Raw genomic sequence first — 14193 nt, forward strand, 5'->3', positions numbered from 1 at the left:
TTTATAAACTTAATCTTTTGATAGTCTGTTCGATTTCTACTTTTAAGTCTTCTGGAAGATTAGCTGTTTCTTGTATCTTCTTAATTTCTCCGAGAATGTGTGGGCGTTGTATGGAATTGGTGAACCACCCCAATGCTTCAGTCATTACTACACGTACTTCCAGTGGATTGCCGGTATCACGAATAACATCCAAATAATCATCTACGTGGAAATGGAACGTATAGTTACGTACATTACGGATTGCACTGATACGTTTTGCTTCTGGTGCGGTTGCGTCCATCAATGTCTGATGAGCTTTTGCTTCTTGTACAAAAACTCTTTCCAAGCTTCTTAGTAGTCGTTTTTTCTCCTCATTTTTATTCAAACGGTCTGCTTTTGTGTAAAAGTCTTCGATAGCTTTTTCTACTTTCTCTTTTGGATAGAGACTTAAAGCTTTGTTGGCGCTCATTTGTACGCGTAAACGTTCATTATGTTCAACCAATGCTTCTACAATAGCGGGTAATAAAGAATCATCACCTACAAATCCAGCATAAATAGCACTTTGGCGAGCTACCATTTCATAAGCATCGTTTAACCCCTCGCGTAGTACTTCAATGAAGTTGGCATCTTGATATCGGCTCAACAACTTGATCGCTTCCATACGCACTGTATTAAAACCACTTTCTTGATATTTTTCCAGGAACAACGGAGACAATTTCTTTTGGGTATCGGCATCAGCCAGCATGCGCATGGCCAAGCTCTGTACATCAGCGTATGGACTGTTTAACAAGTTTTTCCAATAGGTTACGTCGTTTTGACGTATTGTTATATCAATACTTAAAGTATTGGCTTCGATAGGAGCGAAGCGGAAAGTAGGATCACCGAACAAATGACCTTCAAGCGATGCGATCAACTTGTTGTATTGCCCAGCTCGTACGCCATGCGACAATAAACCAATCATTTCAATAGTCCAGCGGTCTTGTAATACATTACGGGTATTTCCTTGCGCTACTAACGTTTGACCATTATTAAAAATGTATTGTCCTGCTATATAGTCGTTTTCGTGAAAAGAACCGTTGTAACATGCATCGAACATTATCAATCTCGGATTAGTGGAGAGATTGTTTTTCATTAAGTCTTCTGTTACGATACGTTCATCAGCGTAGTGAAGAGAGTCTGCTTCCCAGAACTTAGGATTATCCAAATCTTTGAAGAACACTTCATTTACTTGTCGTTTTTTTTGCATTTGAATACGTAGGGTGTCTTTGTTATGTTTTCCAGCATGACCTATGACTGCATTGTAAAGTGTACTCTTCAACATTTTATAACGGTCGTTGAAATCAGTGCAAGCTAATTCATCATTAATCAACTGTCCTGTTGGCATTCCGTGTTCATGAAACATAAACAAGTCAAGATTCTTTCGTTGCAATTCACTGAATAACTTATATTTCATAGGATGTTTCATGCGGAAATTCCAATGTTTAAATCCCATTTGCCGGCCAAAAGCTAATGGAAAATTCTCCATATATGCTTTTTCGTCATCCATCCATACAATCAGACAATCGGAATTGTAAGAACCGCCATTGAATGAGAATACTTGATCTAATTGATTATGCTTATCTGCTTTGGCAGTAGCAGCTTTCTTCAAATAGGAAGCAATAGCTGCATATTTGTCTCCACCCTTTTTCTCCGGATACTTAATACGAGCTGAATAAAAAGTAGGATTTAGCTTTTGGGGACTATCTTCTGTTAATTTATAATAGAAATGCTGCGGATTTACTGAATCTTGTTTGATGAATTCAAATTTTAAGTTCAGGTCATCATAAAAGCGGTCGGTAGGTACAGAGGACTGATCCCACGGAAAGGCTTTCTCATTCATTTTGAATGCAGTGGTCATATGCTGCGCATTGCGTACCAATGCGACAGGTATATCTCCAACTAAAACCAAGCCTTCCAATGAAGGACATTCTTGATATGTTTTTATAATCATCTGTTTGACTTGATCAGGATTTTGCCAGTCTCCGCTAATCAGATAGGTTGCCAGGCCATCACCTTCAACCGCAGTTTTGTACTGATGCATGGCTTCTTTGGTATTTGCATAAGTTTGGTTGTCTGTTATAATGGCAAAGGCGGTAGGTTGTTTGACCAATGGCTTTATGACTGTAGTTTGTGCATTCCCTACTAATGGCAATAGAAATGCCAGATATATAAATCTTTTAATCATGGTCAATTAATTTTTAAGTCTGTAATATGTACGGTTAGCTTCTTCACGGAGGTTGTCAGATAAGTTTTTATCTTTTCTTAGTTGATTACATACCTGCAGGATATCATGTTTACGGTAAGAATGAGTAAACCAAGCGAGAGCTTCCAATAGACTGATTTTTAGCTTTTCACTTTCATCAGAATCAGTAAGTAAGGCTAAAAGACCGTCTACACAAGTATGTGCCATATAATTTTTTAGAGAATTACAATAAAGGATACGCCAACGTTCGGAGGTATCTTTATTTAATAACTCTTTTTGCATGCTGCGGCTGTTATTAGTATTCTCTAAAATCTTACGCATTTCCTCTTTGTCTTGTAACAGGTAGGTTTCAGACATTATTTTATCAATTGCAGCCTGTACGGTTGCTTGATCAAAGACCTGAAGTCCCAAACTCACATTAAATGCTACACGTTCGGATAAGTTATCTTCTACATAAGCTTTGATTTGTGGGTAAACATATTCGTTTAATCCAACATGTTGCATCATACGGATAGAAGTACGGCGGATAAATTCATAAGAGTCTGTGATGGCTGAGTACAAGACTTCTCGGAAGTTTTTGTCCCCAATTTTCTCAAGTAATGCCAAACTGGTGAAACGTACCATCATGAATGGGGAAGTGTCAAAAGTCTTTCTTAATAAATCAGAAATCCCCGGATAATCATTACGATAAAGGTTGTGTAAGGCAAAATTCTGTATATCAGCATAGGGAGATTGTAGTAATTTCAGCATGCGCTGCTCGTTATATGGCTCTTTGAACAAAGCATTAGCATCTACTTCATTGATGGATTGGAAACATAGGGTAGGATCACCGGTAATGTGTGATTCGAGAATATTCGTCAATTTGGCCCATTGACCGACTCGTGCTCCCATAGCTAACAAACCAAGCATCTCGTTTGCCATTTTATCTTGCAGTACATTGACTGAGTTGGCAAAAGTGGTTACGCATTTTCCTTCCGACATAATATAACGTCCGGCAACGTAATCTTTTTCCCGGAAATCACCATTATAGCATGCATCAAAAATAACTATGCGACTATTAGGTTTAAACTCTGTAATTTCTGATAGGATAATACCTGTACGTAGGTCAAGTAAGGAATCCTCAGTTGTGACTTTGGGGTCATCATAACCAGAAATCCAGATACTGTCCAGACCATATGTGTTTTTCATCATATCCAGCATCTCATTGAAAGACTTTTTGTTGTCTTGCTTTCTGCGTGCCAAGCTACGATAATAGTATTTCATTGCATCTACATGAGTATTCCATCTATTAGTAGCGGGGCTACCAGAAAGATATTGGCGTTCGGGCATGCCATGTTCATGAAAAATAGACAAGTCTAGATCTGTACGCTTCAGCATATTAATGACATCGTCTTTGGGATAATCGCTGAAATTGTAACGGATGAAACGAGCACGTCCATTTTTATCGAATATACCCGGCATCTGTTCGCGGATAGTAAAGGCCTCCGGTGTCCATGCCGTCAATGAATTAGAGTAGGACCCATCACCTGTATATGAGAAGAATTGGTCCAATTTATTGTTTGTTTGGTGTTCTGCTACAACTTTTTTAAAATAACGACTAATTTGTGTATACGGGTTCTCATCGCTGTCAACGGCTTTGACACGTGCAGAATATATGTCACATTGGATTTGCTGTGGAGATTTTATTGCCAAATTGTAATAGAAGAAATTATTTTCTACACTATCCTGTTTCAAAAAATCGAATTGTAGATCGAAGTCATCGTAAAAACGGTCACTGGGTACTGAGGAATCTCTCCAATCATTGTTTTTTTCATCCATTTTGAAAGCGGAAGTCATATGCTGAGCTTTGCGGAGCATAGGAATAGGAATATTACCAACAAATATGACCCCTTCCAGTTTGTCTCTTTTGTAAAGTTTGGTAATAACTTTCTTTACATCTTCCGGTTTCTTCCATTCGTTGTATATAATGAACGTGGGTAGTCCTTCCTTTCCTAAAATTTCTTGATAGGCTTTAAGTTCAGCCTCACAAGCCTGATACGTACCTTTATCTGTAATTACGGCAAAAGAAGTATCTTTTACTTTCACAGTCGGTTTGACAAAGGTCTGTGCCTGCAGAGATAGAATACTGCAGAACATCAAACTTCCAGTTATTAATTTGCGCATATTTATTGATATAGATTTGGTTATGTATTATTAGAAATTGCATCCTAAGCTTACTGACAAATAAGTACGTCCATCATAATCATAGTCAGAGGTATTTACACGGTCGAATGCTACTTTTGCAAATAAGTTCATACGTTTGCTGTCCTTGACTTGTTGCGAATACGTGACCGACCCGCCAATACGGTAGAAATCACAAGTGTAATAATTAGTTAACCCTTGCTGTAATTCTGTTACGGTCAGATAGTCTGCATGGCTACCGCCATAGACATATCTGCCTCCTAAATTGTGGTTATAAGCAGCATGAATATCTATTAAAAGTCTACGATTCATGCTGTTGCCTAATACAAGATTCTTTTTGCCGCCTAATCCCAGAGATAAGTTTTCTGCGTTTTGTACAGAATTGGGCATTAAATATTCATCATCTTGCTTAATGTAATTCACATCTAATTCTACTTTCCAACTATATTCATTCCCTCGGTTTCTGCTTAATGCGTAATTAAGGGAAGAAGTTTGTGTTTTGTATGTAGCACGGATGTTGTTATATAAATCTAGCCAACCGCTTTGTGATTCAGAATTATCACGTTGAGAGATATACTGAATACCGTCTATATTGCGGTTTGTATATGTGGTTTTCACATAATTGGTATAATCCTTTCCCTCTTGAACCATTGTCAAGGAAATACGAGCAGTTTTATCTTTTACGCTGGCTGTTTTTTTAGGAGTCGTATAGCTTTGCTGAACGGTTTCAGCTTTTATATCGTAACTACCTTCAAACAGTAAATTGAAAGATGGCGTACTGAAGTTATACTGGATAGCTCCACCGAAACGGTCTCCAATATAATTACTGGTTACACCGCTACCAATTCCTTTTATGGCTGTTCCCAGACCATATAATATGTAGTAATCCTGATCTACATAGACGTTGACGTTGCTCATCCTTGAGTCTTCCTTAATAGAACTGTATTTGAAGCTTGCACCAAACTTCTGTGAATCATTTAATCTGTAAGTAATGCCTGGTGTTAGTTCCAGTGTATAGAAACGGGTATCCACACGTGGGTCACGCTGCTTGGCGGCTAATATGGCTACATAATTTCCTTCGATACCCAATGTCCAGTGATTACCAAGTAAAGGAGTAGCTGCACGGAATTTCAGGTCGTAATATTGATTTCTCCATTTACTTAGGTGTTGGTCTGCTATATAGTAAGGCATCCCTCTGAATGGATCGGCAATGGAAGCGTTATACCCGGCATCTGTCAGATTTTTTTGTGCAAAATTGAATACTCCCCATACATATGCATTTTTCAGATTGATAAAACCCTCACTAGATACACCTACGACAGTCTCCTTTTGTCCTTCCTGTGGGCGACAATAGTTTCCGTCCTGTAAATCATATCCCAATATGACATTCGAATAATTTTGTACATCATCAAATACCATACCGGCAGCGTTCTGTGAATGAGCCCATAGTCGTTGTACTTTCAATTGTTCCATAGCGGCAGGTGAGAAGCCTTGCGCTGCTCCTGCTATACTTATAAAGCAAGCTATTACTGCGAGTAAATTGCTTTTCATATAGTTCATATATTGTCTTTTCATCGCTCTGTCTTTTTGGTTAATTATGTAATGTGTGATTCCATGAAGGCATTTTTGCTTCATTACGACGCATTACAGGAACAACACCGCGCTCAAAATCATCTGTGCTGTTGTTTGTATCCTGATATATGTATGTGCCTGTTTCTTCACGAATAACAGGATTACCTTCTTCGTCTATGGATAACTTTCGGGCAATACCTAAACCGCAATAAGTGGCTCCTACCCAAGTAATTCCAGCATCAAGTACACCGGGAACGCGTTTTGCATTCATCATCGATTCATTATTTGCTGCTTCAACAGCATCCAATATATATTTAATAGGTATTTTAGCATAGTAAGTTTTACTGTTCGGTATACTTAGATCTGTTGTTTTCATATTCTCATCATTGACAGGGTCCCAAGTTTCCTCTTCAGGAACACGGAAAATCACATAAGCGCCTCCAAATACAGATGTTAAGTACTGTGGTATACTTCCCATTTCTGCTTTTCCTTGGTAGAAAACATGTTGCATATCATAAGCCGCTTGATCTGGAAAGTTTGGATTGTTCATGTTAAATTCAAACTCGGAACTGCTACCGTCTATAGGACTTTGAGGATTGTAGATGTCCAACTGATGATTAGCGGCAAATTGAGAAATAATGCAAGATTCACCTGGTTCTAACGGATATTCAGTTCCATTTCCCGGGAATTTCCATACACGCTCTCCATACGCATAATTATTGCCATCTGTTTCTGGCCAAACCGGCAATTTTGTAGTGGCTGTACCCGGAGTTAGATTGGCGAAATAAATGCCATCCAAATATAAGACTTCAGCCGAGTTGTTGTATATTTCATAGAACTGGTCACGAAAGTAGACTCCACCTGCTGCCGGACGGCTACCGCAATAATAAATTTCCTTGAATATTAATGGACTCACTTTGAGACCTTGTACTTTAATATTCAATTCACTGCCATTTTTAAATAATGCCTCATTTACAGAGTTGCCGTTGATATAGTATTCACTGTTTTCGGTATCAATAGCTGTACCGGATACTGTGATGGAATAAATCCCAGGAATTATCCCGTCAACTTTTACACTGTTATCAGTTACTTCTTTAACGTAATGTAAATCTTCATCGTAGTTATCGAACTTTATAGTTAAATCTTTTAACGTAACTATATTTTCAATGGTAATATCCAAGTCTACATTGACCGTGATGGGACCTACTTCTGTTACACCGGATATATCCTTGAACGAATCGCATCCTGTCAAAAGGATACTAGCCAATGTGAATAAATATATTAAATGCTTTTTCATAACTTCCTAAATATTATAGAGTAAGTGATAATTCCAGTCCAAAGAAAAATCGGTTATTCAATAGAGTATATGAACCTGGATTACGTTTGGAATCTCTGCGCGGATAACTTCTGAACATATTGTTAGCGAAGAAAGAAACACGTAACATGTCACTGATTTCTTTAGTTACATTTAAGTTGAAGCAGAAATAGGGGCTATATGATTCTTTAATGGCATTGTTATGACTTACATTTTTCAACATATATTCATATCCTGCATCTTTTACTTGCTGGGTAGTGGTATATTGTCCTTGGGGGAACATGTTTACAGATGCATCTTCCAGCGCTAAGTAGCCTATAGGTATTGAATCGTTACCAAATGTATTCCAATTGGATTGTAGCCAAATGGCCTGTGCTGTCATTGTAACAACAAAACCGATACGTGGAATATTGTGAGTAGCGCGTAAGGTCGTCACAAATTGTTGTTGATAGTTTATATTACCCTCTTGAGAATAGATGGCTACCGGTTTACGAGCTGAAGCAGCATCTTCACTATTATCATAGAAACTATAGCCTTGACGCCAACTCTTAGTACGCATCCATGAACCATTTATTTGGAAGGCTGTACGAATAGCGTCAATACGTCCGATATTCAAATCAAATTCTAAGCCTTTTGTTTCTATATTTAAATTATTGGTAGGTTTTGTATAAGTAGACAATACGGGCAAACTACTACTTAGTTCTATTCCATTTGCTGTACGTTGGTATTCATTATAGGTAAATGTATTAAATGTATTGAATGTTTGGCTCATTACATAACCATCCTTCAGGCGTTCTTTATAGGCTATTACATTCAGGTTTGTTTTACCCATTCGTAAATTAAGTCCAATTTCTGCCTTGTGATTTTTGGCAATCTTTAAATCAGAGTTGTCCACCTGCCGTACCTCCGTAGTAGTCATAAACAAACGCTGGTCTTCCGGAATATTTGCATTGGCAAGTTCATTTATGTTGATATACTCAAAATATGCATTTTCTGGATGTAGGTAAAGAAGAGAAGGCATCTTAGCTGCAATACCATAACCTCCTTGGAGGCTTAATATATTCGGAATTAAATCGATGGATGCATTGACGCGTGGCGAGAAGATACCGCCTACAACTGATGTATGATCGTAACGTACACCTGCTTGGATGTTTAAATCATGTGTACCACTTATGGACCATTTAAAATTATCTTCTATATATGCACCGAATTGGTTGATGAAAGGAATATCCTTATAGTTACGTGGGCGGAAAGAAGAATTATGACCATATAGACTACGATAAGGAGGAGTGCTTGGATCATAAGTTTTTCCTTTACCGACGTTGCCGTCACTCCGAAAGTCCGCACCGATTAAGATGCGGTTGTTTATATGACCGCTTGCTTTGAATAGAGAACTTGTTACTTTGGCAAATAAATTAACCTCACGACTATCGATTTCATAGTGTCCAAAATAGCTACTTGGTAAATAAACTGCATAATGATTTACATCTTCCGGTCCAAAATTAGTAATTTGATTACCATTCGCATCATAGATGTGCTGGCCTGCAAGATTGCTAAGTATTGTACCGTTTGTAGTGGTCATGGAATAAGGGGATGTGGCGGAACTGTATACGGTTTCATAATAACTGTCTTTATCCATATACGTACCTGACAACACATAACGCAGTGTTTTTAACCAACCTTTATTTATATTCCATGTACCATTGGTATTCAATGTAAAGCCTACATCACGACCTTCTGAAGCGGTTTTAGTTTGTTCATCATCGGGATTGCGTTTACGTTGGTCTTTGCCATAAATAAAATCAAAACTGGAATTGGTACGTAACTTATTGTTAAATAATATATTTGAATAAAGCAACTTTGTAGTAGCGCGTTGATAGTGCTGGTAACTGGATATTGGGTTATTTGTGTTATAAGCATAATCTGCACTTACGTTTAAAGCGCCTTTCTTTTTCCCTAATTCAAAACCGGTTCCCATAGATACCTGATAGATGTTAGGATTTGCCTTTGCTTTGATACGTAATGGCTCACGACCAGCCTTTGTATTTATAATTACTGCTCCTGAAGTTAGATCACCATATTCAACAGAAGGAATACCGCGGACAATTTGTATAGATTCAATGTTTTCTGTAGAAATGCTGCGAACGTCGGTTCCACCGGCGGGTGAAGCACCACCGGCCAATGATGCAGGAGTCTCTGTTCCACTTAATACGGTGGGATTCATTGCTGATAAATTGGCATTATTGGAGATAGGGGCTCCATCACGGATAATTGCGGTACCCATAGCATTCATGGGAGACTCCGGACCACTGGAACTGGAAACTTGGCGAATATTAATTTGTTGTGCTGAACTCATATCCTGATTCTGTGAAACTCCACCAGGCATCAATGACATTACATCATATAAGCTGGTAGCTTGCATATGATCCATCGCAGAGCGGGAAATGTGGGAGGATGTGGATTTGCCCGAACGACTGTTGGTGGCAGTTACTGTTACTTCTTTTAGCTTAAAATCTTCATTCTTCATTGTAAAATTAAGAACCAAGTCCTTATTTAGGTTGATTAAAGTGTCGATAGATACTTTGCCTAAATATTGAATTTGCATACGTAGCTTACCAATAGGAACGTTTTCCAGTATGTACCTGCCATTCTCATTAGAGGTTGTTCCTAATGCAATTTCAGGAATGGACACAGTGGCAAATCCTAAGGGCAAACGCTTGTTGTTGTGATCGTACTCATAAACGGTACCTGTAAGTTTTACTCTGTAATTGCTTTGTGATTTGGCTGGAAGAGCATTTCCTAAGCAAAAAAGCACAAGCATGTAGGTCATAATATCCTTTACACCTATTTTTACTCTTCTTTTCATAAATGGATTTATAATATATTATTATTTCACAAAGCTATGAAAAAATATTTATTATTGCAATATTTATATTAAAATATTATATTGTGGTGACAAATGGTTTGCTTTTTGGAGAAAAAGATGTATCTAAGTTATTAAATTATTTTAGTGTCGGTAATGGTTATGCAAGTGTTGTTTCTGAGGATATATAAAACAGGCAGAGCCGGCAGCATGAAAATTGTCTGTCCGGCTCTGTCTGATGTTGCTATAATGCAGATTGTTCTTCTATCAGAGTATCGCTTTCAACTGCTCTGCCATTTGTGCCTGTACTTCCTGTGCGGCTTTGCGTGAAGCAGCTGCAAAATTCTCAGTCTTATCTACGTAGATGATACCGCGGCTGGAATTTACAATCAATCCGCAAGTGTTGTTCATACCGTATTTGCAGACCTCTTCCAATGAACCGCCTTGTGCGCCTACGCCGGGCACTAAGAGGAAGTGATTGGGAACAATCTTGCGAATATCCTCAAAAGCGCGTCCTTGGGTGGCGCCCACTACATACATCATTTGCTCATCGCTTGCCCATTCCTGTGACTTGCGCAAAACTTTCTCGAAGAGGCGTTCTCCGTTCTTGTCTTCCGTCATCTGGAAGTCGTGTGAACCTTTGTTACTGGTCAATGCAAGCAGGATAACCCATTTATTCTCGTAGGTGAGGAACGGGGTAACACTGTCTTCACCCATGTAGGGAGCTACGGTTACCGAGTCTATGTCCAGTTCTTCAAAGAATGTACGTGCGTACATGGCAGAGGTATTGCCGATGTCGCCGCGCTTGGCATCGGCTATGATGAACTGGTCCGGGTAGTTCTGCTTGATGTAGTTTACGGTCTTTTCAAAGGCAATCCAGCCTTTTACTCCCATGCTCTCATAGAAGGCGAGATTCGGTTTGTAGGCAATACACAGGTCGGCTGTTGCATCGATAATTGCTTTGTTGAAGGCGAAGATAGGGTCTTCCTCTTTCAACAGGTGTTCCGGGATTTTCTTAACATCCGTGTCCAAACCTACGCAGAGAAATGATTTCTTGCGTTTTATATTCTCAAAGAGTTGTTGTTTGTTCATATCGCAAATTGTTGGTTTAATGGTTTTACTTTTTAAATAAATATCCCTTGATGCTCATTCTTACATCTTCGTCACTGCTTTTTTCATAATGAATATCGAATGCAGTCAGCATGAACAGGTTTTTGGGAGAGTTACACCGGAAAGAGGTAGGCGGTATATGTCCGTGCTTGCTGCTTTTTTCCAGCATTTCTAATGTACTGAGTTCGATGTATACGCTATCGTTCAGATTGCCCGTCCGGGTATCGAGTGAAATGGGTAATGTCCCGTTCCCGAGGTATTGGCGGGGAATGGTGAAACGGTGGCCGGACAGATCGGCGTCGGGAATGGCGATAAATCGGGTATAGCCTGCGGGAATATTGATGATTGTTTGGCTGTCGATTTCGCCGCTATAAGTAACTCTGTCGCTATCTGTGTCAGTGGCTATCGTATCTGTATCAATATCCGCTGTCACAGAATAGAGGTTATATGTCACATCCTTGTCTATCAGGTGGGTAACGCTCTCCGTACCGAACCAGTTGCTCAGATATCTGAATTTACCGTTTATCTGTATCGCCTGCTTTTCCGGTAACGAGTAAATCCACTCCTTATATTGCTCTAATGAGAGGGGAGTATCCGCCCGGCAACTGCGTTGCATCTCGGCCTTTATCTCTTTAAGAATCGTATTCTTTGTAATGCCGGCATAATTGACGGGCAATGCCGATGTCAGCAAAAAGATACCGGCAAACGAAATGGGTATCCAGTTGATACGCCGCGCTTTTATGACGAACAATCCGATGCAGACAATATAGAACCAGCCGTTAAGCGTAGCGAGATAGAGCCGGTTGATGGTGATGCCGTAATCGTTGAACCGGCGTATAATACCTATTGTCATCAACAGCAACAATGGCAGTATCAGTACAGGCATCCAGCGTGCAATCCAGTTGTCAAATCGCTTGCCTTCTTTAAAACGTGTGGGGTATAGCCCGAATTGGACGGCGATACATACCGTCATCAGTGCTACGATAAGCCATGACACCCAACCTATGGGCAGCTCCCAACTGATAAGGATACGGGTGGCATAGATATATAGCACTATCAGATAACCGGCCGTAAGAGGAAGGAACAGATAGTGCAGAATACCGTTCAGGAATTCCGATGAATGCGGCTCCCGGTTATGCTTGTCGTTTCCCTGCGGCAACAATCCGAGGAATAGCATTAAACCGAGCGATACATTACACAGGTAGTAGATATAAGCGTAGCACTTTCCGCTGATATGAATATCGAACAGCTGGTGCAAAGAGAACAGCAGCAAGCTGATGCCTGCACACAAGATAAGACCTATCACCTGTGTAACGATATATGCCGAAACAGTGTTCAGCGCAAAGTTCCAGCTGGCGATGTCATTCTTCTCACGCAGGAACGAAAGGAAGAAAGTGGAGAGTCCTACGGCAAGAATGGCCGCCGCATGGGCGATGCCGATTTCAATCCAGGAGCTTTCTGTGGTGAGATAATGATAGAGCAGGAAAGCATCGGCTATAAGTAAAGCGTGTGCGGCGAGGTTTATGCCTGTTTTCAACAGGCGGCTTTTTACTTCCTCGCTCCACAGATGGAGCGTGAGCGAAAGCAGGATACCTACCGACAGATAGTAGCCGATGATGAACTGTAACCGGTCTTCGCCTTTCCAGTCTGTGTACGTCAGATAGATGAGGTAGGCCGTGAATACAAAGATAAAGGTTACCGTAACCGGAAAGCGTTTCAAACAATTCTGAAACGCCTCGGTAGCCGTGTGAAACGCTTTCTCTACTGATAGCCCTTTCATAACTACAATTCGCTTTCTTTCAGTCTCTCCGCATTTTCGGCAACAATCAGATGATCGATGCAGTCCTGAATATCACCGTCCATAAAAGCGGCGAGGTTATAGATGGTATAGTTGATACGGTGGTCGGTAATACGTCCTTGCGGATAGTTGTAAGTACGTATCTTTGCCGAACGGTCACCGGTGGAAACCATGGTTTTGCGTTTGGATGCGATATCGTCGATGTATTTCTGGTGTTCCTTGTCGTATATAAAGGTACGCAGGCGGGATAGGGCTCGTTCTTTGTTCTTCGGTTGGTCACGCGTTTCGGTACATTCGATGAGGATTTCCTCTACGACGCCGGTATTCGGATTTTTCCAGTTGTAGCGTAAGCGTACGCCGGATTCCACCTTATTCACGTTCTGACCGCCCGCACCACCGCTTCGGAAGGTATCCCATTTGATTTCTCCCTCGTTGATGACTACATCGAATTCTTCGGCTTCGGGCAGTACGGCCACGGATGCGGCGGATGTGTGCACACGTCCTTGCGTCTCGGTGGCAGGCACACGCTGTACGCGATGTACGCCCGATTCATATTTCAGCGTGCCATATACATTATCACCCGTTACGGAGCAGATGATTTCCTTGAAACCGCCGGCTGCGCCTTCGTTGGCGCTGGATATATCCAGTTTCCAGCCTTTTGTTTCGCAATACTTGGTGTACATACGGAAGAGGTCGCCGGCAAAGATGGCGGCTTCGTCTCCACCTGCGCCGCCACGGATTTCAAGTATTGCGTTACGGCTATCCTGCGGGTCGGCAGGCACAAGCAGCAGTTTTATCTCTTCTTCCAACTCCGGTTGGCGTGCTTGGCAGGTATCAAGTTCTTCACGGGCCATTTCACGCATCTCGGCATCGGTTTCGTTGGCGATGATTTCTTTCGCTTCCTCAATGCCGCTCAGCACCTGCATGTATTCCTTGCGGGCATTCATCAAGTCACCCAGTTCTTTGTATTCTTTGGTAAGCTTGACATAGCGCTTCTGGTCGGCAATCACTGCCGGGTCGGTTATCAGTGTGGATACTTCTTCGAAGCGGGCAACGAGGCCTTCCAGTTTCTCAAGTATGGTATTGTTATCTGCCATTTAATTCAAGTGGTAATGTTGTGATGAGATGATAAG

General features: G+C 40.7%; 8 protein-coding genes. All 8 read right to left on the minus strand.

Annotated features, from left to right (window positions below; all coding sequences use genetic code 11):
• Position 1: 1 nt before the first annotated feature.
• The gene (locus I2F54_RS03455; RefSeq protein ID WP_195500526.1) at positions 2 to 2203 is read right to left on the minus strand and encodes a HEAT repeat domain-containing protein; all 2202 of its coding nucleotides are present in this window, start codon (positions 2201 to 2203) and stop codon (positions 2 to 4) included.
• A gap of 6 nt (positions 2204 to 2209) precedes the next feature.
• Positions 2210 to 4384, minus strand: a complete 2175-nt coding sequence (locus tag I2F54_RS03460) for a HEAT repeat domain-containing protein (protein WP_195500527.1) — start codon at positions 4382 to 4384, stop codon at positions 2210 to 2212.
• Between the two features lie 30 nt (positions 4385 to 4414).
• Positions 4415 to 5977 (minus strand): DUF6850 family outer membrane beta-barrel protein, encoded by a 1563-nt coding sequence (locus I2F54_RS03465; protein WP_195500528.1) that lies wholly within the window; start codon positions 5975 to 5977, stop codon positions 4415 to 4417.
• 16 nt (positions 5978 to 5993) lie between these two features.
• Positions 5994 to 7271 carry a DUF4876 domain-containing protein gene (locus tag I2F54_RS03470; protein WP_181993155.1) on the minus strand — a complete coding sequence of 426 codons (1278 nt, stop codon included), beginning with the start codon at positions 7269 to 7271 and terminating at the stop codon, positions 5994 to 5996.
• 13 nt (positions 7272 to 7284) lie between these two features.
• Positions 7285 to 10155: a TonB-dependent receptor gene (locus I2F54_RS03475; RefSeq protein WP_195500529.1), complete on the minus strand. Its 2871-nt coding sequence runs from the start codon at positions 10153 to 10155 to the stop codon at positions 7285 to 7287.
• 264 nt (positions 10156 to 10419) lie between these two features.
• Positions 10420 to 11244, minus strand: coding sequence for an orotidine-5'-phosphate decarboxylase (gene pyrF, locus I2F54_RS03480; protein ID WP_195500530.1), 825 nt, complete (start codon positions 11242 to 11244; stop codon positions 10420 to 10422).
• A gap of 25 nt (positions 11245 to 11269) precedes the next feature.
• Positions 11270 to 13042: a DUF4153 domain-containing protein gene (locus I2F54_RS03485; RefSeq protein ID WP_195500531.1), complete on the minus strand. Its 1773-nt coding sequence runs from the start codon at positions 13040 to 13042 to the stop codon at positions 11270 to 11272.
• A gap of 2 nt (positions 13043 to 13044) precedes the next feature.
• Positions 13045 to 14157 carry a peptide chain release factor 1 gene (gene prfA / locus I2F54_RS03490; protein ID WP_195500532.1) on the minus strand — a complete coding sequence of 371 codons (1113 nt, stop codon included), beginning with the start codon at positions 14155 to 14157 and terminating at the stop codon, positions 13045 to 13047.
• Positions 14158 to 14193 lie beyond the last annotated feature (36 nt).

The organism is Bacteroides clarus (assembly GCF_015555825.1).
Lineage (GTDB): Bacteria > Bacteroidota > Bacteroidia > Bacteroidales > Bacteroidaceae > Bacteroides > Bacteroides clarus.

Excerpts from the sequence above, each read along its gene's own strand:
- I2F54_RS03485 (WP_195500531.1), bottom strand. The coding sequence starts at position 13,042 with ATGAAAGGGCTATCAGTAGAGAAAGCGTTTCACACGGCTACCGAGGCG.
- I2F54_RS03470 (WP_181993155.1), bottom strand. The coding sequence starts at position 7,271 with ATGAAAAAGCATTTAATATATTTATTCACATTGGCTAGTATCCTTTTG.
- I2F54_RS03465 (WP_195500528.1), bottom strand. The coding sequence starts at position 5,977 with ATGAAAAGACAATATATGAACTATATGAAAAGCAATTTACTCGCAGTA.
- I2F54_RS03460 (WP_195500527.1), bottom strand. The coding sequence starts at position 4,384 with ATGCGCAAATTAATAACTGGAAGTTTGATGTTCTGCAGTATTCTATCT.
- pyrF (WP_195500530.1), bottom strand. The coding sequence starts at position 11,244 with ATGAACAAACAACAACTCTTTGAGAATATAAAACGCAAGAAATCATTT.
- I2F54_RS03475 (WP_195500529.1), bottom strand. The coding sequence starts at position 10,155 with ATGAAAAGAAGAGTAAAAATAGGTGTAAAGGATATTATGACCTACATG.
- I2F54_RS03455 (WP_195500526.1), bottom strand. The coding sequence starts at position 2,203 with ATGATTAAAAGATTTATATATCTGGCATTTCTATTGCCATTAGTAGGG.
- prfA (WP_195500532.1), bottom strand. The coding sequence starts at position 14,157 with ATGGCAGATAACAATACCATACTTGAGAAACTGGAAGGCCTCGTTGCC.